General features: G+C 61.5%; 19 protein-coding genes. 4 read left to right on the top strand and 15 right to left on the bottom strand.

Annotated elements, in window-relative coordinates:
* Nucleotides 1–4 precede the first annotated feature (4 nt).
* Genes ABVQ20_RS19030 through ABVQ20_RS19040 form a run of 3 tightly spaced genes read right to left on the bottom strand, consistent with a single transcriptional unit; the run spans nucleotide 5 to nucleotide 1,709 of the window.
* A complete protein-coding gene (locus ABVQ20_RS19030) occupies nucleotides 5–994 on the bottom strand; it encodes a phosphoenolpyruvate carboxykinase (ATP) (protein ID WP_354461041.1) in 990 nt (329 codons plus the stop codon).
* Complete coding sequence (locus ABVQ20_RS19035) at nucleotides 991–1,425, bottom strand: lasso peptide biosynthesis B2 protein (RefSeq protein WP_354461042.1); 435 nt, start codon at nucleotides 1,423–1,425, stop codon at nucleotides 991–993. The genes ABVQ20_RS19030 and ABVQ20_RS19035 overlap by 4 nt, the downstream gene beginning before the upstream one ends.
* Entirely contained in the window at nucleotides 1,425–1,709 is a 285-nt protein-coding gene (locus ABVQ20_RS19040) for a PqqD family protein (protein ID WP_354461043.1), read from the bottom strand. Before ABVQ20_RS19040 ends, ABVQ20_RS19035 begins: the two co-directional genes overlap by 1 nt.
* A gap of 803 nt (nucleotides 1,710–2,512) precedes the next feature.
* On the opposite strand from ABVQ20_RS19040, the gene ABVQ20_RS19045 reads away from it, so the two are divergent.
* Entirely contained in the window at nucleotides 2,513–4,420 is a 1,908-nt protein-coding gene (locus tag ABVQ20_RS19045; RefSeq protein WP_354461044.1) for a propionyl-CoA synthetase, read from the top strand.
* A gap of 59 nt (nucleotides 4,421–4,479) precedes the next feature.
* Here ABVQ20_RS19045 and ABVQ20_RS19050 read toward each other — a convergent pair whose 3' ends face one another.
* From ABVQ20_RS19050 to ABVQ20_RS19075, 6 genes are all read right to left on the bottom strand, one after another.
* Nucleotides 4,480–6,867 (bottom strand): polysaccharide biosynthesis tyrosine autokinase, encoded by a 2,388-nt coding sequence (locus tag ABVQ20_RS19050; RefSeq protein ID WP_354461045.1) that lies wholly within the window; start codon nucleotides 6,865–6,867, stop codon nucleotides 4,480–4,482.
* A 158-nt stretch (nucleotides 6,868–7,025) separates the two neighbouring features.
* A complete protein-coding gene (locus ABVQ20_RS19055; protein ID WP_354461046.1) occupies nucleotides 7,026–7,922 on the bottom strand; it encodes a UTP--glucose-1-phosphate uridylyltransferase in 897 nt (298 codons plus the stop codon).
* Between the two features lie 74 nt (nucleotides 7,923–7,996).
* Nucleotides 7,997–8,947 (bottom strand): glycosyltransferase family 2 protein, encoded by a 951-nt coding sequence (locus ABVQ20_RS19060; RefSeq protein WP_354461047.1) that lies wholly within the window; start codon nucleotides 8,945–8,947, stop codon nucleotides 7,997–7,999.
* Nucleotides 8,937–9,887, bottom strand: a complete 951-nt coding sequence (locus ABVQ20_RS19065; RefSeq protein WP_354461048.1) for a glycosyltransferase family 2 protein — start codon at nucleotides 9,885–9,887, stop codon at nucleotides 8,937–8,939. Before ABVQ20_RS19065 ends, ABVQ20_RS19060 begins: the two co-directional genes overlap by 11 nt.
* On the bottom strand, nucleotides 9,887–10,882 hold the full coding sequence (locus ABVQ20_RS19070) for a glycosyltransferase family 2 protein (protein WP_354461049.1): 996 nt from the start codon (nucleotides 10,880–10,882) through the stop codon (nucleotides 9,887–9,889). The genes ABVQ20_RS19065 and ABVQ20_RS19070 overlap by 1 nt, the downstream gene beginning before the upstream one ends.
* 26 nt (nucleotides 10,883–10,908) lie before the next feature.
* Complete coding sequence (locus ABVQ20_RS19075; RefSeq protein WP_354461050.1) at nucleotides 10,909–12,081, bottom strand: glycosyltransferase family protein; 1,173 nt, start codon at nucleotides 12,079–12,081, stop codon at nucleotides 10,909–10,911.
* A 563-nt stretch (nucleotides 12,082–12,644) separates the two neighbouring features.
* Between ABVQ20_RS19075 and ABVQ20_RS19080 the strand changes: the two genes are divergently transcribed.
* The gene (locus ABVQ20_RS19080) at nucleotides 12,645–14,111 is read left to right on the top strand and encodes a lipopolysaccharide biosynthesis protein (protein WP_354461051.1); all 1,467 of its coding nucleotides are present in this window, start codon (nucleotides 12,645–12,647) and stop codon (nucleotides 14,109–14,111) included.
* A gap of 60 nt (nucleotides 14,112–14,171) precedes the next feature.
* On the opposite strand, the gene ABVQ20_RS19085 is transcribed toward ABVQ20_RS19080, so the two are convergent.
* The 4 genes from ABVQ20_RS19085 to ABVQ20_RS19100 are packed head-to-tail and all read right to left on the bottom strand — an operon-like array spanning nucleotide 14,172 to nucleotide 18,063.
* On the bottom strand, nucleotides 14,172–15,095 hold the full coding sequence (locus tag ABVQ20_RS19085; RefSeq protein WP_354461052.1) for a glycosyltransferase family 8 protein: 924 nt from the start codon (nucleotides 15,093–15,095) through the stop codon (nucleotides 14,172–14,174).
* A 45-nt stretch (nucleotides 15,096–15,140) separates the two neighbouring features.
* On the bottom strand, nucleotides 15,141–16,154 hold the full coding sequence (locus ABVQ20_RS19090; protein ID WP_354461053.1) for a beta-1,6-N-acetylglucosaminyltransferase: 1,014 nt from the start codon (nucleotides 16,152–16,154) through the stop codon (nucleotides 15,141–15,143).
* Nucleotides 16,151–17,005, bottom strand: a complete 855-nt coding sequence (locus tag ABVQ20_RS19095; RefSeq protein ID WP_354461054.1) for a glycosyltransferase family 2 protein — start codon at nucleotides 17,003–17,005, stop codon at nucleotides 16,151–16,153. The genes ABVQ20_RS19090 and ABVQ20_RS19095 overlap by 4 nt, the downstream gene beginning before the upstream one ends.
* The gene (locus ABVQ20_RS19100; protein ID WP_354461055.1) at nucleotides 17,002–18,063 is read right to left on the bottom strand and encodes a polysaccharide pyruvyl transferase family protein; all 1,062 of its coding nucleotides are present in this window, start codon (nucleotides 18,061–18,063) and stop codon (nucleotides 17,002–17,004) included. The genes ABVQ20_RS19095 and ABVQ20_RS19100 overlap by 4 nt, the downstream gene beginning before the upstream one ends.
* Nucleotides 18,064–18,273: 210 nt before the next feature.
* Between ABVQ20_RS19100 and ABVQ20_RS19105 the strand changes: the two genes are divergently transcribed.
* Entirely contained in the window at nucleotides 18,274–19,779 is a 1,506-nt protein-coding gene (locus ABVQ20_RS19105; RefSeq protein ID WP_354461056.1) for a lipopolysaccharide biosynthesis protein, read from the top strand.
* Complete coding sequence (locus tag ABVQ20_RS19110; protein ID WP_354461057.1) at nucleotides 19,776–20,750, top strand: glycosyltransferase family 8 protein; 975 nt, start codon at nucleotides 19,776–19,778, stop codon at nucleotides 20,748–20,750. Before ABVQ20_RS19105 ends, ABVQ20_RS19110 begins: the two co-directional genes overlap by 4 nt.
* Nucleotides 20,751–20,765: 15 nt before the next feature.
* Here the strand turns inward: ABVQ20_RS19110 and ABVQ20_RS19115 are convergent, their stop codons facing one another.
* Both ABVQ20_RS19115 and exoK read right to left on the bottom strand, forming a co-directional pair.
* Nucleotides 20,766–22,097, bottom strand: coding sequence for a UDP-glucose dehydrogenase family protein (locus ABVQ20_RS19115; protein ID WP_354461058.1), 1,332 nt, complete (start codon nucleotides 22,095–22,097; stop codon nucleotides 20,766–20,768).
* Between the two features lie 73 nt (nucleotides 22,098–22,170).
* Complete coding sequence (gene exoK, locus ABVQ20_RS19120) at nucleotides 22,171–23,037, bottom strand: endo-1,3-1,4-beta-glycanase ExoK (protein ID WP_354462214.1); 867 nt, start codon at nucleotides 23,035–23,037, stop codon at nucleotides 22,171–22,173.
* Nucleotides 23,038–23,170 lie beyond the last annotated feature (133 nt).

Here is a 23,170-nt window from a genome sequence, read left to right on the forward strand (position 1 = left end):
CGGTCTAACCTTGCCCCGCCAACGCAGCCGAGATCAGCGCCGCTGCATCGGCAGGACTGGCGCCTACTTCCAACGTGTAGGTCGGAACGGCGGTTACCAGTTTGGCGATCGTCGACAGCCGGCGCTTTTGCAAAGGCAGCAGGCCGGTCATGCCGGTCCTGACATTGTCCGCCGCCAGCGCCACCATCGCATCGGTTCTGGCCATGGCGACAAGCCGGCTCTGGCTATCCGGCGAACGCGCAAGATGGAGGACGGCAATGACCGGCCTGATGCTTGAATCCTCGACCCGCACGATCTCGCGCAGGTGTTCCAGCGAAACCGCCTGCTCGCCATTGCTATCCCACAAGGTGCCAAGGCATGGCGAAACAAACGGAAGCATCTCGGCGGTTTTCTGGTGGATCTTCACATGGCGCGGCAAGCCCCAGGCGCCCGCTTTCGCCGATGCTCCGGTCACGATCATCGCATCGTCCGAACAGATGCCGAATCCTTGCGAGGCAAGCGCTAGCGATGTCGTGGTCTTGCCGGTGCCGCTCGGCGCGTGGATCAGCACAATCGCGTCCCGGTCCGGCATCGTCAACCCAGCGGTGTGAAGCATGTGCTGCCCGCCGGCATCCAGTGCCGCGTCAAGCAGCAGCATCCACGCGGTCCAGGTGATCCTGGTGTCCGGACGGACGCGGATTTCAGCCCAGCCTTCGCTGCCATGGATCGAAAGCGTCTGGCTGGGAAAGACCAGATGAATGATCTCGCCGTCCTGGAACATGCGGCACGGGCCGTCCTCCGGCACTTCGCCGTCGAAGACGAAAGATCCACCCGGCGTTTCCTGCAGGAGCGCCGTCTCGACAATGCGGACGTGAAAGCCCGGTTCGGCACAGGCGGCCATGCGCAGACTGCCGAGCATCCTGTCGAAGTCCAGCCAAAGGTCCGGACGCTCGGCCGATATGCCGATGACCTGCCCATTGAGAGCGTAACAGGCCTGGACTGACGGCCCGGTCATGCCGCGCGCGCCTTTCCCGAATGGGCATGGTGGCGGTAGATTTCCACCATTCCGGGAAGGCTGTCGCTGACCACCGGCCTGCCGTCGAGGCAAACCCAGCAATGCGCGGCCATGCGCGGCGCTTGCATCGATTTCGGATCAACGCCGAAGCGCAATTCCGGATCAAAGCCGGCAAAACGAAGAAACCGGTGCGCAAGCAGACCCTCCCGCAGGCATCTACGGTCACGCATCAGCCACGGACGCCTGACCGCGCGGTTCACCGTTGAAACGATGTAAGACGATGGCAGGCCCCGGTAGAGGGTCGGCGAACTGAGCGGCGCCCATTTGAGCACGGCCTCGAAACTGCGATTGGCGACCAGCAGCGGCATCAATCGCGCGCTTGCCCACACATGGCAGCGAAACAGGGCACGCAGGATCGGTCCGTCGGCCATCACGCGCCCGGAGCGGCGAGAATACCTTCCGACAGCAGATCGCTGGCCAATGCCGCCATGTCCTGGTCGAGCGTGTCCTTGTCGACCTCGAACTCGGCGCTGAGCAAGCCGACGATCTGGTCGAGGCTGCGCGCGCCATCCACCTTGTCGAGAAACGCCTCGGTCGTGCCGTTGCAAGTATAGAGCTGGCCGCTGCGCGCCAGCAGCACCACGGCTCCGTCGCCGACGTGCTGGACGGAGGCGTCGTCCGCCAGCCGCAGAATCGTTTCAGAGGCAACTTCCATCACCAACCCCACCCCATGCAGTATCCCTCGAAATGCAGATAGCGCGGCGGTGCCGCGCTGTCTATCGGCCCGCCGGTGAAGACTGGCCCGCGGGCTCATGCAGTTCTGCATTCCGACTATTTCTTGCCCGGTCGCAAGATTGCCGCCCCCCCAATTGGCGAACGAATTCGTCCCAGAAATAATCGTCAATCCTGCGTGACCAGCAAGCGGATCGGCCGGCAAGGCCGTTGCCTTCCTTCCCTTAAGTAAGGTAAGGAAGGCACCTGTCTTGGGGAGATAGCGTATGCGTTACAATTGGGAGCGAGCTCCGACGGCCTTCGAACGCCATCGGAAAGTGCTAGCGACAGCAATTTTGATCTTCGGCGGCTTGGGCCTCATGCTTGTGGCCATGCCGATCTAGAGCAATCGCCTTTCATCCTACTGGCGGAGCGCGATTGGGAGCGGCGGCGCCAGTTTCGGTGTACTTCAAAAGTCATCCGACGCGGCCGGTGCGGATGTCGGTCCTCGACGCGCCGGTATCAAGAAAGCGCTGCCATCAAGCGAAAAGCCGACGATGCGCCGTGAAGCGGAAGCGCCGACCTTGGCGATTCCGGCCGAAAGCGCGAGCAGCGCACCGGGTATTACCGCAGCAATCAATCCCTACGATCGGGTCATGGGGTGACGCGTTCGCCCGATGGCGCGCGTGTGCAATCCGGACGGATATCCCGACCTTGGCCCGTCCCAGACGAAAATGCAGGAAGACATCGCCGGAAAAACCAGCATAGGCTATTGGCAAGACGGCAATGGTCCTGGGGAGGATGCGGATGGCTTCACGCTATCACGAGGTCTATGACGGTTGGAAACGCGACCCGGAAAGGTTCTGGGCGGACGCGGCCGGTGCCATCGACTGGTATTCGCCCCACGACAAGGTGTTCGACGCGAGCGCCGGCGTCTATGGACGCTGGTTTACCGGCGCCACCTGCAACACCTGCTTCAACGCCATCGACCGCCATGTAGCGGGCGGACGCGCCGATCAGATCGCGCTGATCCATGACAGCGCCATCACCGGAACGGTCAGGAAATTCACCTATGCCGAGCTGAAACGCGAGGTCGTCGCGCTGACCTCGGTGCTGAAGAACCGTGGCATCGGCAAGGGCGACCGTGTCATCATCTACATGCCGATGGTGGCGGAGGCGGCCATCGCGATGCTGGCCTGCGCTCGCATCGGCGCGGTGCATTCGGTCGTGTTCGGCGGCTTTGCCTCGCATGAGCTTGCCACCCGCATCGACGACGCCAGACCGAAGCTGATCATCTCCGCATCCTGCGGCCTGGAGCCAGGCCGGATCGTCGCCTACAAGCCGCTTCTCGACAAGGCCATCGAAATTTCCCGCCACAAGCCGGACGCCTGCCTGATCCTGCAGCGCGACCAGCTGCGCTGCGACCTGAAGGAAAATTTCGACATCGACTATGCCGACGCCGTCGCCCGAGAGCGTGCCGCCGGCGCCAATGTCGACTGTGTGCCGGTGCTTGCCACCGACCCGCTCTACATCATCTACACATCCGGCACGACGGGCCAGCCCAAGGGCATCGTGCGCGACAATGGCGGCCATATGGTCGCGCTGAAATGGACGATGGAGAACGAGTTCGGCGTCAAGCCGGGCGAAGTGTTCTGGGCGGCATCCGACGTCGGCTGGGTGGTCGGCCATTCCTATATCGTCTACGGACCGCTGCTGCATGGCTGCACCAGCGTGCTGTTCGAGGGCAAGCCGGTCGGCACGCCGGACGCCGGCACCTACTGGCGCGTCATCGCCGAGCATGGTGTCGTCGCCCTGTTCACCGCACCGACGGCTTTCCGCGCGATCAAGGGACAGGACCCCAAGGGCGAGTTCGTCCCCCAATACGACCTGTCGAAATTCCGTACGCTGTTCCTCGCCGGCGAGCGCGCCGATCCGGACACCATCAAATGGGCCGAGCAGAAACTGAACGTACCGGTGATCGACCATTGGTGGCAGACCGAGACCGGGTCGCCGATGACCATCAATCCGGCTGGCCTTGGTCTGCTGCCGGTGAAATACGGCTCGCCCGGCGTGCCGATGCCGGGCTACGACATCCGCGTGCTCGACGATGCCGGCCATGAAGTGCCGCGCGGCACGCTGGGCAATGTGGTGGTCAAGCTGCCGCTGCCGGCCGGCTGCCTGCCGACGCTATGGAATGCCGACGATCGGTTTCGCCAAGCCTATCTCGAAGAATTCCCCGGCTTCTACAAGACGGCGGATGCCGGCATGGTCGATGAGGACGGCTATCTGTTCGTCATGGCTCGCACCGACGACATCATCAATGTCGCCGGCCATCGCCTGTCGACGGGCGCCATGGAAGAGGTGCTGGCCGCGCATCCAGACGTGGCCGAATGCGCCGTCATCGGCATCGCCGACGCGATGAAGGGCCAGGTGCCGCTTGGTTTTGTCGTGCTGTATGCGGGCGTCGCCCGCGACAGCAGTGCTATCGAAAGCGAAGTGGTCGGCCTGGTGCGCGAGCGGATCGGCCCGGTCGCCGCCTTCAAGACGGTTGTGACCATCAAGCGCCTGCCCAAGACGCGCTCGGGAAAAATCCTGCGCGGCACGATGCAGAAGATCGCCGACAAGGAAGCGTGGACGATGCCGGCGACCATCGACGACCCGGTGATCCTCGACGAAATCACCGAGGCGCTGAAGGGGCGTGGTATCGGATTGTAGGACGGGCTGGTTGCCGCCGTGCCGAAGACCTCGGGAATCGATCCCCGAGGTCATGCGATTCAAACATTTTCCTTCGCCCGCACGTCCGACTTTTCCAGATAGTAGGACGAATATTTGTCGAAGAATTTTTCGGAACCGCCCATCGCGCCGTATTTGGCCAGCTTCTTCAAATCGACCTTGTTCAGGACGGCGCCCACGATCTTGTTGGCGATATAGGGTTCCGACCTCAGAATCGACTGCACCATGTTGCGCGGCGTGCGCCCCCACTCGGTGACGAGCACAAAGCCGTCGACAAGGGGAGCAAAGGCCTTGGCATCGACAACCGGACCCAACGGCGGCAGATCGACGACAATGTATTCGAACGTTTCCTTGGCGTTGTCGATGAAACGCCGCATTCCCGCCGAAGAGAGAAGCTCGCTCGTATGCGAGAAATGACCGCGCGCAACAGCCGGGATGATCGCCAGCTTGGTCTGCCGGTCGATCTTGCCGACGGACTGCCAGGTCTGTCCATTCACGACCGCTTCCATCAGGCCCTGCTCGGCCTCCATGCCAAGGCCGCGGCTGAGGCCGGGGTTGCGCAGATCGCCGTCGATGAGCAGGGTCTTCGACCCGTTGGCGGCAAGCAGACCCGCCAGGTTCGCCGCGACCGTCGACTTTCCCTCACCAGGAAGCACCGAGATCACGCCGATGACCCGGCTGCCATGCCCTTCCATCACCACATCGAAGGCGATCTTGGCGCTGCGCAGCGTCTCGGAGAACATCGATGCCGGGGCATCCACGCTCACCCGCATTCGCGCCCGCCTTTCGGCGGCGGACGATGATTTGGCGGTCTTGGTGTCCGGCTCGCCTTCAGCCGGTTTTTCGTCCTTGCGGAGCTTGCTGCCGATCATCGGCAGATAGCCGAGGAATTTCAGGCCGACGCGATCGCGAATGTCCTCGCCGGTCCTGAAAAAGCGCTCGTTGAACTCGTTCAGGCCGCCGAACCCCGCGCCCATCAGCAGGCCGAGCACAAGGGAAAGGCCAAGCACCACGGTCGTGCGGGGGCTTGACGCGCCCGAGGGCATTGAAGCGTCCGAGATGATGCGGATCTTGCCGACCGGGAAGGACCGCTGCTGGGCGGCCTCCTCGTAGCGGCTGAGGAACGTCTGATAGAGCGTGCTGAGTGCCGTCGCCTGCTGGTCCAGCTCACGCAGCTTGACCTGCGTCTGGTTGTCGAGGGAGCTCTGGCCGGCAGCTGAAGCGACATTGGCCCTGAGCGCCGTCTCACGCGCCAGGGCGACTTCGTACTCGTTGCGATAGCTTTCGGTCAGCTGCTTCAGCTCGCCGAATATCTGCGTGGATATGTCGGCCTTCTCCTTGGCGAGTGCTATGGCCTGTGGGTGCTGGGAACCAAAATTGGCTTCCACATCCTGCAGCCGCTTGGTGACCGCGAGATAGCGCGTCTTGAGCCCCGCGATGACCGAGCTGCTCGGCTGGTCCGACGATATGGCGGCATCCTTGAAGGCGTTGTCGGAACCGCTGTCCACGATCGACTTGTATTGCTGGTAGCGGGCGCTGGCGCGGGCGGTGTCGGCCTGTGCGGCGATGAGCTGGGCGTTGATATCCGACAATTGCTTGTCGCTCATCAGCTGGCCGTCGCTGTTGGCGGCCAATCCGTGCTCGGCCCTGAACTTCTCAACCGCAAGGGATGCGGCTTGAGAGCTTTCGCGGAGTTCCGTCAGCCTGCCCTGCAGCCAGACCGCCGCGCGCTCGGTGGCGTCGAAAGTGGCATCGAGCTGGTCGGCAAGGTAGGCGTCGGCGTAGGCCTTGGTAATCGCGGTTGCCAGCGCCGGATCCGTCGACTGATAGCCGATGGCGATCACGTAGCTTCGCCCGGTGCGCTCGGCCCGTATCTCGCTCTGCAGCTTGAGGATGGCATAGTCGCGGCGCGACGAAGCAATCAGCGCATCGCGCGTGGCCGCGTCGAGCTTGGTGATGTCTGTCCCCCCAATCGTGGGAGAACTGGGATGCACGTACTGGATCAGGCCGCGAACAAAGCCCATGCCCTTCGCCAGGGCCGACATCGGCGGGTTCATGAAGGCGTCGTTCTGGTCGAGCTTCAGCTTGTCGACGACCACGGCCGCGAGCCGCGTTGACGTCAGAATTTCAATCTGACTCAGGATGGCGGAGTCGGTCTGCATGGTGACCGACGCCGCCGAGATGTCATCGACGATCTTGTTCAGTCCCTCGTCGATCAGCACGCTGCTGAACGACGCGTATTTGGGTGGTGTGGTCTGCAGATAGAGCACCCCCAGAAAAAGACCGATGATGGCACATACGGCAACCACCTTCGCCTGCCGCGCGGCCATGCTAAGCAGGCGCTCGATGTCGATGAAGTCTTCGCCGTCTCCTGCATCCGAATTCGGCAACGGCATCCTCTTGTCGAGAGGAAAGTTGGCATAGTTCATCTTCGGTCCAATTCTAGGTTGCAGGCGCTAGGCCTCGAAGATCGGGGGCAAAGTATGCAACGCAAACTTCATGCCAGCCCGGGCTATTTCTGAGCGACCAAACGCAAAGGCGTTTCCTGAGCCACCGGCCTCGGGAGAATGCATCCAGAAAATGGGCATTATGCGGCTTCCTCGCGGCGTTCATGCGACAGGACGAACTCCTGGAGCATCTCGAAAATGGGCCCCTTCATGTCGTCTCGCGCCAGTGCGAACGCGATATTGGCCTGAATGAACCCTTCCTTCGAGCCGCAGTCGAACATGCGGCCATTGAAGGGCCGGGCGAAGAAAGCCTGGCTCCTGGCGAGCCGAACCATGGCGTCGGTCAGCTGGATTTCGTTGCCGGCGCCGCGCTGCTGATTGCCCAGCAGGGCGAATATCTCGGGCTGCAGGATATAGCGGCCGTTGATGTAGTAGCTGGACGGCGCATCGGCCGGAGCCGGCTTCTCGACCATGGCCGTCACCTCGAAGCCCGCGCCGACATCCGCGCCGCAGCCGACGATGCCGTATTTGCTGGTTTCGCTCGGATCGCAACGCTCGACGGCGATGACGTTGCCGCCGGTCTCGGCATAGAGATCGGTGATTTCAGCTAGGCATCCCCGCCCGCCGAAGGACACCATGTCCGGCAGCAGCAATGCGAAGGGCTCGTTGCCGATGACCTCGCGCGCGCACCATACGGCGTGGCCGAGGCCCTGCGGCGACTGCTGGCGGATGAAACTCGTGGCGCCGGCCACGGGAAGCAGGCTTTCCAGCGACTCGAGCTGGGCCTTCTTGCCGGTCTGCTCCAGGGTTCCGATCAATTCAGGGTGCAGGTCGAAATAGTCCTCGATGACCGCCTTGTTGCGACCGGTCACGAAAACGATGTGCTCGATACCGGCTTCGAACGCCTCGTCCACCGCATACTGCACGACAGGCCTGTCGACGACGGGAAGCATTTCCTTCGGCATGGATTTCGTCGCCGGTAGGAACCGTGTTCCAAGCCCCGCCACCGGAATGACTGCCTTCCTGATTTTCTTCATCGCAAATTCCTTCTGAGGAGATCAATTTCAACGCATTGCGGGCCATGAAGAAGCATTCTCATGTACCCACCCCCTTACCTCCCCGCGCCGACGGCAAATTGCGCCGCCACCCTTCGCAACCGGACAGCGATCGGCATACCCATATGCCTGACCGCCGCCGGATCCATGAGCGCGGTCCGGATCGCCTTGAGCGGGGACCGCGCCTTGATGTGTTGAACCAGAGACAGGAACGACGACGCCTTGCGCAGGCTGCGGCTGCGCCGCGCGAATGCGGCCTTGGCCTCGTCGTCCATGAAATGGGTCGCGGCGAAGGCGGCATCAGCCTTGCGCATCGCCTCGACATGGTGGATTTCAAGCACGCGGGAAATCGAGCCCGTGCGGATGTGATAGATGTAGCCGGTCGCCGGCTCGACGACGCATTTGCCGCCCTTGGCGAGCGCCTCGGCCAGCAGGATGTAGTCTTCGCCGATGATCAAATTTTCATCATAACGAAGCCGGTTTTCGTTCAGAAACCGGCGCAGGAAGATCGGCTTGAGATAGCCGAGGTTGAACTTGGATTCGAAGACCACATTGCCGGCGATATAGCTGGCCAGTGAAATCTCTTTCAGGCCTTGCAGGTACCCGGCCGGAAACATCGTGGCATCCGGAGTACCATCCTCGCTGATGACCTGGATGTTGTCGACGGCGACCTGGGCGCCGGCCTTTTCGGCACGTGCGATCATCGCGCACATGCGCTCGGGATAAACAGCGTCGTCTGAATCGAGGACCGCGATCCATCTGCCACGGGCGGCGTCGAGGCCGGCATTCCTGGCGCCGCCAGGACCTCGGTTCTGGGCGAGCGCGATGACCCGCACGATGTCGCCCGGATAGGAATTCGCCACGTCGAGCGTCATGTCGCTGGATTGGTCGTCGACGATGATGATCTCGACGCTGACGCCCTTCTGGGCCATGGCGCTGGCGACTGCCCGGTCGAGCGTCCGCTCGGCATTGTACGCCGCGATGACAAAGCTGACGTCAGGCTGCACGATTGCCCCCTTCCCGTGGCGAGGGCTGGCCATAGAGGCGCAGTTCGCGAACGCCGACGAGACCGCTGACGACCCCGACATGCATGATGCCGCGCAGCACGCTGCGGTTCCTGCGGACAGGACTGATCGCAACCGGTATCGCCGAGGCGAAACAATAGGCCGCCTTTGCCGAGGCAAGGCCGACTTCCTTGACCAGCGCAAGGCCTCTCGCATTGCGTCCGAGGAGGTGCCCATGGGTCTGGCCGACGCGAAAGCGGCGGCGACCAAGCCAGTCGAATGCAGCTCTCGAACGCGGCACCACCTCGTCCACCCAGGCCTCCGGCGCAAAGGCGATCCAGCCGCCGGCCTTGACCATCTGATCGAAGAATTCGGTGTCTTCGCCGCCCGTCTGGCCGCGCGCAAGGCTGAAGCGGCGGCCGCGAAGGCTTTCATCGCCCATGCGAAGCAGGACGTTGCAGGTGTAGCCGGTGCGGATCTCGCCGCCGACCCAGACCGGCAAGGTCGAGTGGAAATCGCCTTTGCGCATCCAGCGGGGCGCATCGGGTCGGTAGAGGGCCCGCACCGGACCGAGCACGACGGTGGCGCCATCGGCCTCGGCCACTGCCACAAGTTCGACGAGCCATTGAGAAGATGCCGTCTCGTCGTCGTCGATGAAGGCGACGAAATCCGATGTGCTGGCATCGAGACAGGCGTTGCGCGCGATCGAGATGTTGCGCGCCGGGGCATGCCGGTAAATGACCGGCAGCTTCAATTCATTCGCCAGCGCCATCACCAGCGGCTCCGCCATAGCCGTTTCGTCATTGTCGGCGACGATGACGCGAACGTCGAATCCCCCGGGCATGTCCATCGCGGCGATCGAGCGAAGCGTGTCGGCCAGTTCCGACCGCCGGAATGTGCAGACGCATATGTCGATGCTGCTCGTGTTCCCGGCTGCGCTCATCACGCCACCCCGCGCCGCGAGCCAAGACCGAGAAGCTGCAGCCAGAAGCCGACCGACCAGCCAAAATGCATGACCATCGCCGAAACACCGGCCAGCGCGATGTTGGGATTGCGCTGGCGGATGGCGGTCAGGACGCCATAGCCGAGGCAGACCGACGCCCACAGCAGGACCGGCAAGGCCGCCACCCAATGCACGAAGGAGAAGGCCGCCAGCAGCACCACCGGAAACACCAGAAGCGGCACCATCTGCCGGACCTTCGGGATCACGCGGTGCTTGAGGACATTCCTGGCGCGGCCCCGGCCATAGCCGAGATACTGGAAATAGAGGCCCTTCAGGGAGGAGCGCGGATAGTAGACCATCTGCGTCTTGCCGCTCATCCAGATCCGGTAGCCGGCCTGGCGCAGGCGATAATCAAGCTCGGCATCCTCGTTGTGGCTGAACGTCTCGTCATAGCCGCCGACGGCCTTGAAGGCCGCTATGCGCATCAACGCGTGGTGACCATGATCGATCCACTCTCCACCAGAGAGGTGCCTATGTTTGGAGCCGCCGGTGCCGAGCTTCGAGTTCTGCGCCGCCGCCGCCGCCTTCTGGACAGCGCCACTGCCGCTGGTCAGCATGGAGACGACGACCGAGTCCGCGCCGGTGGCCAGCGCCTCCTCGACCAGCCGTTCGCAGTAATCCGCTGGGTAGCCGCCATGAGCATCGATGCGGATGAGATATTCCGCGCGCTCACCGAACGTCGCGACGGCGAGGTTGATGGCCGCGCTCTGGATGCGCTTTTCATTGTGCAGCAGGACAACCTTCGCGTCCTCGCCGGCGATCCCTTGCACGATCGCCAGCGTGCCGTCGGTGCTGCCGCCATCGGCGACCACGATGCTGGCGCCGAGCCTTGCGGCCGCAGGCTGAAGCTGCCGCAGCAGCGCACCGATATGGCCCGCTTCGTTGAGGCACGGGATAACGATCAGGCTGGATGGAAGCATTTCGGTTTGCGTCATCAGCCCATGTCCGTCCTTGACCACGCTTAAGCCAGCGCTTCGGCAATGAGAGGTTCCGGCCTGGCGGCCAGTCCTCGGAGTTTCTCGACGAGCGCCTGGCAATCGTTGCGATCGTGGCTCCACGTGCGGGGATTGCGGGCGAGAACACGCCCCCGCAGTTTCCCGAAACGGTGCTCGTCCATTTTTCCAACGGCCGCCTCGAGCGCTTCCGGCGTGGCCTGAGGCAACAAGACGCCGATGTCCTGCTGCTTGAGGAATCGGCCGGTTTCGGTATTGCCCATCGAGATCGGCACGGCGCCGAAGCGGCAGCCTTCATAGAGGCGATTGGGAAGCAGCCATTGGGAGTTCTGCCCATCCTCGAAGAAATCGATCGCCCAGGAGAAATGAACCTCCCGGTAGATCGCCGCCATGTCCTCGGGATTGCGATACGGTCCGCGAAACGAGAGCCACGGTTCGGATTCGACGAAGGCGTGGAAGTCCGGAAATTCCGACAGCGCCGGGCGGCCCCTCAGGATGATTTCGAAATGTCCGTCGAGCCGACGCGAGAATTCGGCCAGGAGTTCTAGCGAACGGCGACAGCGCAATGCGCCGAACCAGCCGATCCGCCACGGCGGAGCGACAGGGTTTTCCGCCGCCACAAGATCATCCGGCGAAACAGCCGAGGCTTCGAAATACTTGTTCTCAAGCAGCTCGACGGGAGCCGCGATCTGTCCGAATGGCTTGAAATAATTGGCGATGAAGGCCGGCGAACTGGTCACAAGGAGTTTTACGTCCCTGGCCAGATAACGTTCCGTGCCACGCAACGCCTTGCCCAGAAAATCGTCACGAAGCACGAGGCGATGAATGTCGAGACACTCGTAGACGATCGGCACCGTTGCCTGGAACGCGGACTTGGCGCGCCGGGCCAGCGCCAGCATTTCCAGGTTGCGCGCGATGATGAGGTCGGGCCTGGGCATGTTCCCAAGTTTCGAGCCGATCGAAACCGCCGCCTTGGCGACCGCGGCCATGCGTTGGCCGAATCGGCCGTCGCGCGTCGCGCCAAGGTCAATCGGCCGCAGTCCCTCGACATCCGAAACAGGATTGATAGTGCGACGGAAGCCCGCGAGCGTGACCCGGGCCCCACCTGCCCTGAGCATTATGATCCGCCGGCGCACTGCCGGGTCGGAAACATCGTGCACAAGGTACAAGACATGCAGCATTAAAACTCGACCGCTGTTGGCCCACCCACGGGGATGCTAGTACAGCTCTTGCTGCATCGCAACATTTTTGGTGCAGTGTAGCAAAAAACGTCGATCGCTATCTGGGGTGATGTCCAGCACGCCGGCAGGACAAGCCCTCCGAACGCCCTTTCTGGCGGTTTTCAGCGGCTCAAAGGCCTGTTTTGGGGGCCTCCATGCGCCCGACAATCCCACGTTGATCCACTGACATAAAATTTAGCAATTCCGCATATTGCACCGCAGCATGAAATCGTCCTACATCTTGGACGGGAATTGGGGCAAGGCATCGGGCTTGGGGAATCGTGATCGCGCTTTGTCGCGAGGCACGCGCTGTGGATTTATCCACGCCGACAAGGTCACACCTGATGGTCTGGAGCCCAACCCGAACAGGGGGTTGCCGGCGTGGCGAACAGGTCTTGCATCTGCTTGGACAAGGTGGAGGTCCGATCTTTTGAACGCCACCAAGGCCGGCGCTTTCTCCAGCATCTTTGTGCCCATCATGCCGCGACCAACTGTGCGCGCGTCACTCGCCATGGAAATCAGCAATGAACGATATCGCTTACGCGCATCTGTCGTCACGCCGTTCGATTGCCGCTGTGCGCGGGGTGTTGTGGTCAACCGTGAATGCGGCGGTCCCGACCATTTCCGGCAGTCTCGTCTTCATCATGAGTTCGCGATATCTGCTGCCCGCCGATTTTGGCTTGGTTGCGCTGGCGGGCGGGCTCGCCGCGCTGGCAAGCGCCTTCGCGCCGGGCGGCTTTGGCGATGCCGTCGTTCAACGCTCGGCTCTCCAAAAAACACACCTGGACACCACGTTCTGGCTTTGCATCGGCTCAGCGACGATCATCTATCTGTTGCTGTTCGTGCTGTCGGCACCAATAGCGGGTTTCGTCAACCAGCCTGATATCGTCAACCTGCTGCGGCTGTTGGGGTGTCGCGTGATTTTCGACCTTGCCGCTGCCGTGCCCAACGCCTTGATCACACGGTCGATGTTGTTCGGACTGACGGCAATGAGGACGACAATCGCCGCGACTATCTCCGGTGTCCTGTGCGTTGTCATGCTGATCATGGGATACGGGCTGTGGGCGCTGGCGGTCTCGCAATTGCTGATCTCCGTCGTCTCATGCGTCGCGGCCTTCTGGAGCGCCGGCTGGCGGCCGGGCCTGGACATTCGCGCACAGTCCGTGATCGATCTCGCGCATTATGGCATGTTCGCTTCCGGCAGCCGTTTCCTGCAGATGATGAGCATTGACCAGATCATCATCGGGGCGCTTGTCGGCCCCGCGTCGCTCGGTGTGTTCAATTTCGCCAAGCGCGTCTGCTCCATGCTCAACGACATCATAGCCGGCGCGCTTGGCGGCGTTTCCTACACGCTACTGTCGTCGCTTCAAAACGAGCGAGGCAAGCTGAAGGATGCCTTTCTGCTCGGGACGTTCGCCTCCGCGGCCATCTCCTTCCCCGCCTTTGTCGGCCTCGCGGCAATCGCCGCCGACGCGATCCCCGAGTTCTTCGGAGCGCATTGGGCGGAAGCGGTCGCACCGATACAGGTCTTTTGCGCCATAAGCCTTCTGGGCTGCATCGGAAGCCTGCAAAGCGCCCTGGTCACCAGCCAGGGCAAAAGCGACTGGTGGTTCTGGTACCAACTCGCATCACAGCTTTCCAACATCGCGGTCGTGCTGCTGTTCTACCCCTATGGAATCACGGCAATCACATCGGCAATCGCCGTGAAAACCTTGATCACCTGGCCTGTGCCGATCGCGATGGTCACGAAGCTGACCGGTATTTCGCCGGCAAACTATCTGCGCCAGTTTTTCCCGCCGGCGGCGGCTTCAACTTTGATGGTTGCTTCCATCGCGGGGATGAATTGGTACCTGAGCGGAGCATCCCTCCTCGCACGCGTTGGTGCCGAAGTGCCGGTATCCGGGCTTGTCTACATTATCGTGCTTTCAATGCTTTCGCGTGCCCGGCTGAGCTATGTGCTGTCGCTCGTTCGAAATCGCCATCGGGGCTGAAATTGCTACCCGTTACATCCGGCGAGCGGTGGATTTGCCCCCTGTTGGGCAGCGCCCGCCTTATGACCTGGTAGAACCCCGAGCCAAATTCGGCTTCTTGAACAGGTACTTAAGCCGCATCTTGATTATGTCGCGGTACGTGATGTTGCCTTTTCGCATGACATCCCCGGCGAATCCCGACCGGAGCAGATACTTCCAATAGAGCCAGGCAAACGGATGCCACTCGCCGGCCTTCCATGGCTTAACGCTCTCCGTAAAATGGATGATCTTCGGCACCGTATGGCGATCCTTCGACAGGGAGCGCCACGCAGCGAGATCATCGTACATGAATTCCCTTTGGAAATTCCAGGTCGCATCCACCTGCTTCCACTTGCCCCACAAAACGACATTCAGCGCGTCCTGATCGGCAAATTCAAACTTCGATTGATCCTCCAGCAACAGGTTCAATGCGCAGCTCAGAGTTCGATCCGCACGGGCACGCGGCATATCGAACACCATGACGCCAGCGTTGAAATACCGGCCGGGAAGGCCCAGACCGTGCTTCCCGGCAAACTCTCCGACATCCACACCAGGATCAGGAACCGCCGCACAAACACAGTCGCCCAAGTCAGACTGCCACAGCTCTTTCAAGCTGCCGGTCACAACCATATCGATATCCAGGTAGATGAGACGAGATATGGATCCATCCAGAACCTCGTCCATGATCAGGCGCAGATATGTAGCGCGGCTTATCTGCAAAAGCGGAGGCAATGTCAGTGCGTCGTGACCAACAATCGAGTACCAACGAACATCCATTCTCCCCAATTCAGATGCCACCTGTTTTTGCAAATCGTCGCTGATGGCATCGTGGATGACATGCACCTTGAAATTGTCGCCATCGGCGGAATTCGCCTCGACAGACTTCAGCAACGTCACCAGATGCGGCACATAGTTTGCGTCTGAAACACATACGATGTTGATATTTGTATCAACAATAGGATTCATCATCACTCCTTGATCTCAAAAATCGCGCCCGTGCGCCAGAAAATGTCAGCCATGCCTACCCGGGAGAGGTTCCGTGGGAAGGACACGCGTTGTTCGGTAGTGATCCAACCGGTTTCGGATCCCGCTATCATCGCCGTTCAACTTGCGAACGAAAAGGGCGGGGCGCGCTCTCCGCCCACCGCTTGCCAGATGAAAGCCCGGCGCGGTCACGACATCGACAAGGCTGTCATCGACGACGGTCGGTCCGCTGCTGCCAGGGAACCATTGTGCATAGGTTGATGTGCCAGCGACATGGGAGGCACGCGGGCCGGCCATGACGGCGGTGTGAAAGAACGTTTCGTCGGAACAGACGCTGTGCGACAACAACCGGACGATGGATTTGTGCTTCCGCGAGAAGGCGAAGATGGCTTCGACCGCTTCCCGTGTCAGAATCCAGTATGCACTGCCGCGAAAGAAGGCCACAGGACCAGCTATGGCACGGACATCGCGGTTGGGAAGGCGGGACAGGATGTGGGCATTGACCTCGCGAATGATCCGCCCGCGCAGGCCGGCACCGCGCCAGCCGCCTTCCATCTGGTATTTGAGCATACGCTGCCACGGCAGACTGTCGGGCCCTTCCAACACCGGCTCAGCGTCGATGAACTCCCGATCCTGCGCAGCCAGGTAGCTCGCAATGGCCTCGACCGTCGCGATCGGGTAATCGCTGCCGCTGAGCAACGCGAAATGGGTGAAAGGAATCTCATCCCGCAGGGCGTGCCGCATCAGCGCCAAGGCGGCGCGCACTTGCGAAAAGCCGCCCCAATGCACGCTTTTCCGCTCCTCGATCAGAACGGCCCCAGCCTGGGCACATTCCTGGAACTGGGTGATATCGGACTTGGCATCGACATGAATGAACGTGCGGGCGTGCGATGACCGAAGACTTTCCACCAGCGCCAGCGCCTGTCTGGGATTGTCGTGAACCAGGACAAGAAACGCAATCATGCAAGATCTCCATCGTCTCTCGCTTTTGAACCCCCTCATGCCTTTCGATTTGCTGCGACTGCACAGCGATGCTGTCAAAAATATCTCGACTTCGCGTTTGGTTGCTTGAAGTTCGCCTTGGTCATGGCCCAGGCAAAGCCAAAATGCACCCTGGCCTTGTCCGGCCGACGGCGCAGAGTGGCCAGAACACCGCGCAGGAAGCGGATGACGATCCTGTCCGGCAGCAGTAGCCGCCGGTTGACGAAATAGCCAATCGCCAACTCCTCCCGCAGGAGCTTGGTCTCGTTCCACGTGTCGGCGTTGTGATTGGGATTGTTGTAGCTGACATCCCTGGTGTCGATGCGCAGCATTGCGCGACGGCGGGATGCGAAATAGTACCGTGTCCACTCCTGATCCTCGGCGGAAAAGACCTCCTCGCGAAACGGACGCTCGCGCAACAATTGCGTGGGGATCATGGCCATGGTGTTGGACAGGCCATTCCTGCCGTCGAAGTTGCGGCTGGTCATGACATGGTGGCACTCGTGCGGTGCGTCCTGGTATGGCGGATGCCGCCAATAGACGATTTCCATGCCGCCATTCAGGGCCGCGTCCCGTCCTTTCGCTATCAGGTCAGGCGCATGAATGAGCATGTGGCTGCTGATGATGAGTGTGAGAGGCTGGTCGTTGGCCTCGACACCAAGATTGATCGCCTTGGAGAAATTGAACTCCTCAGCCGGGTATGTGACGACTTCGGCGCCGAGGTCTTCAAACGCGCAGGATACCGCCGGATCGCGCGACGAATCCACGATGATCAATCGCTCCGGCGGCACGCTTTGCCGTCGCAGCACCTCCATCACCTCGATCAGGAGCGGCGTGCATTGATATGCGCGGATCACCGCCGCGTAGCGCGGCGAAGAGATGGGATCCGGCATTTCAACGACTTCGCTCATTTCGGCGGCATCACGGCCTGGACGGCGTGGACCATGTCGGAGGGATCATCGGCCAGCCGGCAGATGGGCGCCGCATGTGTCCATGTGTCGTAGAAGGCGGCGGCCTTGGCGTCGAAGGATCTGAAAACGACGTTCGGGATGCCGAGAAGCGTACTCAGGATGTGGGCATGCAATCGATCGGTGACCACAATGCGCCCGCGGCTCAACAGATCGATACCCACCCTCAGCCGGGCTTCCGCGTAGCGTCGGCGCGCGGTAAACGCCAGCGGCGCCAGCAACGGATAGGCGGCAGGGAATTTGCGTGTGAGTTTGGAGTACAATCTGTCCCACAAGCGCTCGGCAGTCCTTGGATCATCCATCCAGTCTCCCGCCTCCGCGGAAAGCCCCATCTGGTTCAACTGTTTCTTGATGCCTTCGTGCGGCGCCACCGCTTCCTTGTCGGTGCGCAACAGGCAGAACGCATCCACAGTCGCGGGCTTGCGCACGATCCGGTCCATGGCGAATGCCATGTCCGGGCAGAGCGCCACATGGCAATCGAAATTCGCGCGGGCGAAGGCTTCACTTTTTGTGTCACGCGCCAGCAAAGTGAAATCGGAGTGTGCCGCGATGGCGTCGCGCGTCTCCTGTAGGGCCTCGGGCGAGTCGAAATGGATGCTTTGTGCTAGCTGGATTGTCGGCCGTTTGGGGAAGCGCCGCAGGATCTCCAGACGAAACTGATGGTGATGGGGCCATATGTCGCCGAAATTGCCGCCACCGTGCATCAACAGGACGGATGCGCGCTCGACGTGCCGGTCGGAAGACCGGCTGTAGGTGCTCCAGTCGTGGAATCCCACCTTGCTGCCCGGCAGCTCACGCTTGAAAAAATCCAATTCGCCCAACAGGATAGCGCAGTCGCCGACGTTGGGGTGATCGGGTGGATCGATAAGATGGATGCGCTCGCCGCGCCCGGAGATCAGCGGCAGCAAAACCTCCTTGATCCGGTCCCGCAAGGCAATTCGAAGGTCTTCGCTCGTCCGGCTCTCTCGCGGCGTGTCGTCTCGCCATTCCTGCAGCATCATCAGGAGTCGATCCTTTTTGTCCGTCGCCCCTCGCCATCTTGCCCCATTGACCGCAGTGCACAATAGCAGAATCTGTTTTTATGCTGCACTGCGGCATAAATGCTTGCACCCTGAGGCCGTGGAGAATAAAAACGGGCGCACCGGACATTGATCGAGCATCGATCGCGGGCGGGGATGTGTCGGTTCTGAGTGCACTGGAGGCGCCGACGCGTGAACGGAATCAAAGGAAGACTGGCCAAGGGGGCGGCGTGGATCACCGCGGCTCGGCTCATCACCAACCTTCTGGGCCTGGTGAGCACGCTTGTCCTGGCGCGCCTACTGACCCCCGGCGATTTCGGAATTGTGGCCCTTGGCTGGACCGTGCTCGCCATCTTGAACTCAGTCACCGAAATTTCGATCGGTGCTGTGCTCATCCATCATCCAAATCCCACAAGGGAACATCTTGATACGGCATGGACGCTCAGCGCGATGCGCGCCGCGGCCGTCGCTGCCATGCTCATGGTTGTCGCCATACCAGCGGAATCGGCCTTCGCGGAACCGCGCTTGCCGGCGGTGCTTGCGGCTCTGGCGATTTCGACGCTCCTGGGAGGGCTTGGCAGTCCACGTCGAATCCTGCTCACGCGTGGCCTGGTGTTCTGGCAGCAATTCCTGATCGAGGTCTCCCAGAAGCTGGTCGGGCTTATCGTGGCGGCTGTGTTCGCGTTCACCTTCAGGAGCTACTGGGCGCTTGTCGCGGGGACCTTGGCGTCGGATCTCACCGGCCTCGTCATTTCCTATGTCGTTGCACCCTTTCGGCCAAAGCCCGGGCTGCGGCACTGGCGCGAGATGTTCGGCTATTCCATCTGGCTGACCCTGGCACAGGCCATCAACACGCTGAACTGGCGCTTCGACCACCTGCTGATCGGCGCCTTCCTCGGCAAGACCCCGCTTGGCTATTATTCGGTGGGCGACAACCTCGCCGCGATGCCGACGCGCGAGGCGATCGCGCCTTTGACCTCCGTCCTGTTTCCCGCATTCGCCCATGTGAAGAACCGCGACGACGGGGGCCTGGAGAAGGTCTACCAGTCATCGCAAGCGCTCGTCACGATGATCGCCTTGCCGGTGGGCGTCGGGATGGCGCTGATCGCCGAGCCCTTGGTCCGGCTGACAATGACGGACAAATGGTTGCCGGCCGTAATCGTGATCCAGGCATTGTCCGCCGTGTTCGCCGTACAAACCCTGGGAAGCCTCGCGCAGCCGCTTGCGATGGCGACAGGCGACACGCGGCTGCTCTTCAAGCGTGACGTCCAGGCATTCATCCTGCGCGTCCCCTCCGTCGTCGTGGGGCTTTGGCTTGGTGGGCTTGCCGGGGTGGCAATCGCGCGGGCGATTGCGGGCGTCATCGGCATCTTCTTCAATCTCCAGGTCGTCCGGCAGCTCACCGGCATCGGCTACCTGGCACAGTTGCGCCCCAACCTGCGCAGCCTGACAAGCGCTGGAATCATGGTCGCGGCCGTGCTTGGTTCTCGTGCGGCGCTTCCATCCGGCGTCGAAACATCCCAACTGGTTTTGAGTCTATCGTCGCAGATCGCCATCGGAGCGGCCGCTTTCATCGGAGCCCAATTGCTGCTGTGGAATTTGATGCGACGGCCCGAAGGGCCCGAAACCGAACTGATCGCCCTGTTCAAGCGGCTCTTGATCGGCAGGGGTGCGCGCCTGCTTGGACGGTGGGCATGACGGAGAACCGGCATGACACCGCGGTCATTTTTGTGACCGACAACGGATATCTTGGTCCGTCACTGCAAGCGGCGCTGGAGCTGACAGCGCAAGGTATCGACGCCCTGGCCGACATCCTGATCTACACGGTCGGCGTCGACCCGGCGCTGATCGACGCGCTACGCAACCGCGCAGGTCGGGCGATATCCTTCATCGCGCTGCCCGACACGTCCTATCTGCCCCCGGACGGCGTGGCCTTTGCCAAGAACCATGTGCCCGTCACGGCCTTGGCCCGGCTCGTGATAGCCGACCACCTGCCGCCACAGTATCGCAATATCGTTTATCTCGATGGTGATATCCAAATTGTCGGAGATATTGCGCCGCTCGTCCGGCACCGCGTCCGGGACGGCTGGATCGCGGCCGGCAGGGGCAGCGCCTGGCTCGACCCCAGCGATAGATTGGGACTAAATCCGAAAGGCTATTTCGATGTGCTGGGGGGAGCCACCCGCCAGAGCTATTTCAACTCCGGAGTGCTGGCATGCAACCGGGACACTTGGGCCGTCTATGGTCCACGAGCGCTAAACGCATTCTTCAGCAATGGCGACACATTCATCCGCCACGACCAGAGCGCGCTTAATGCGGTGTTTGGGCAGAATGTCGAACCGCTCTCGCCCGCCTACAATTTCCACAACGTCTACGCCAAGCTGCTGTGCCACAGAATTCTTGCGCCGAAGATCATCCATTTCACCGGCCCCGCCAAGCCCTGGAAAGCCAGCGTCCCACCATGGGGATGGCGCTTCCACAGGCCATATGTCGATCTCATGGAGCGCTTTCCGGAACTTGCGTCGGTCTTCCAGGTCCAAGCGCAGACGCCGCAGCCAACACCCAGCTTGCGTGCGAGGGTTTCAACCCTTCGCGGCGTGCGCACGCGAATGTCCCAGCGACGCGCATTTCGAACCTTTGTCGATCGCCATGACTTCGCCGTCAGGTAGCACCCAAACGCCTGACTAAGCCGCCATCCTGCCGATGCTGTGATATTCGATGCCGTGGCGGGCAATGACCTTCGGGTCGTAGAGATTTCGGCCATCGAAGATGACCGGCGTGGTCAACGCATCCCTGACCGCATCGAAGGAGGGAGCGCGGAAGTTCTTCCACTCGGTGGCGATCAGCAGGGCATCGGCGCCGCGAAGTGCCGCCTCCTTGGTGCCGCACAAAAGCAGGTCATCGCGCAGCCCGTATATGGCCTGGCATTCCTGCATCGCCTCGGGATCGTAGGCCTGTACGTTGGCACCCGCCTTCCACAGCGCTTCCATCAGCGTGCGCGCCGGCGCCTCGCGCATGTCGTCGGTGTTGGGCTTGAACGCCAGGCCCCATAGGGCGAAGGTCTTGCCCTTGAGGTTGCCCTTGAAATAGCGGTTCACCTTGTCGAACAGCACCGACTTCTGCTCATTGTTTCGTTCCTCGACGGCCCTCAGCAGCTTGGCGTCGAACTGGACCCCTTCTGCGGTCTTGATGAGCGCGCGCACGTCCTTTGGAAAGCACGAGCCGCCATAGCCGAGACCGGGATAGATGAAGTGGTAGCCGATGCGCGGATCGCTGCCGATGCCCTTGCGGACCTCCTCGATATCGGCGCCGAGCTGCTCGGCCAGGTTGGCCATCTCGTTCATGAAGCTGATCTTGGTCGCCAGCATGCAATTGGCGGCGTATTTGGTGAACTCGGCGCTGCGCACATCCATCACGATCATCTTCTCGTGGTTGCGGTTGAACGGCGCGTAGAGTTCGCGCATCACCGCCTCGGTGTCCTCGCTGTCGGTGCCGACGATGATGCGGTCGGGCTTCATGCAGTCAGCCACGGCCGAGCCTTCCTTGAGGAATTCCGGATTTGAAGCGACATCGAAGGAGAGGTCCTCGCGGCCCCGTGCCTTCAGCGTCTCGGCGATCCTGGCCTTTATCTTCTCGCAGGTGCCGACCGGCACGGTCGACTTGCCGACGACGATCTTGGGCGCGTCCATCTCCCTGCCGATCGCCTCGGCGACCGCCAATACATATTTCAGATCCGCCGAACCGTCCTCGCCCGGCGGCGTGCCGACGGCGATCATCTGGATCTCGCCATGCTTGACGGCAGCGACCGCATCGGTGGTGAAGGTGATGCGCCCGGCCGCGTGGTTTTCCTTGACGAGGCTTTCGAGCCCGGGTTCGTAGATCGGCACGAGGCCCTGGTTGAGCCGCTCGACCTTGGCCGCGTCGATGTCGACACACATCACCTGATGGCCGACTTCCGCCAGCACCGCCGCCTGCACCAGGCCAACATAGCCTATTCCAAAGACCGTCAGATTCATTCGGTGCCGCCCCCACTCAAGCCAGCGGACCCTCTCGGGCCCGCCGGTTCAGATGTATTTTTCCAATCGCCTTTCACTTTATGGCGCAAGCGACCGATTCTGGAAACTGGCAAGGCTGGCCCAGGGCCGTGAATGCGACGCGCTTGACCTGCAGCGTGACCTTGCGGCCCGGATCCGAAAAGGCTCCCATCCAGCCGGTCAAGGTGTCGCTGCCCCACAGGCTGAAGAAGATCTTCTGAGCATGGGTGGGCAGCTTCGCCGGATCGGTAATGGTGTTGACGAGCTGGCCATTGAGGTACCAGCGCAGCCGGTCCTTTTCCCAGACGAAGGCGTAGTCGTTGAAGGCGTTTTCTGCGCCACCCGCCACATCGACCAGTTTTTCGTTTTTTCCTTTGCCGGCTATATAGACGTTGGTCTGCACCTTGGAGGTGTCCCTGGTCAGGATTTCGAAGTCGATCTCATCCCAGGGCTGCTTGTCGGAAGGCCCGATATAGGAGAAGAACGCCGCGTTGAGGCCCGAGCCCGTGTCGGTCTTCATCCGCGTCTCGTAGGTGCCGTAGCCGAAACGCTCCTTGGTCTGGATTTCGGCGCAGCCGAAATCGCGGTCCTTCAATTTCCGTTTTTCGAAGCCGAGCGTGAGCACGCCGTCGGAAAGCCGGATCAGGTCCTTGGACCAGGTACAATTCTGATGGCTGCCATTCGTCCAGCCGTCGGAAACGTACCAGCGCGATGGATTGAAAGTGGTGAAATCGTCAACGAATGACGCTCCGCTCGCCATATCCTGGGAACGCGACACCGTTGGCCCCACAATAAGACCCGCGAGGGCAACCAGCGTAAACATGCCACATGACCACAGCCGCTTTAGGCCACCTTGTCTTGCGTGATACGGCATAGGCCTGGCCGTTGCGATGGTAGAGGTGTTTTTCGAATTCCTGTTCATACCAAACTCACCTTTGTGCTGTGTACCCCAACCCAAAGTCGACATTCGAACTGTAACGAGACGAGTCGACCTCGTTCGTCTGTCACCCCCCAACCTTGTTGCATGTCGTGTCGGAGTCAGAACGTTGCCTGCG

This window comes from Mesorhizobium shangrilense, assembly GCF_040537815.1.
Classification (GTDB): domain Bacteria; phylum Pseudomonadota; class Alphaproteobacteria; order Rhizobiales; family Rhizobiaceae; genus Mesorhizobium; species Mesorhizobium shangrilense.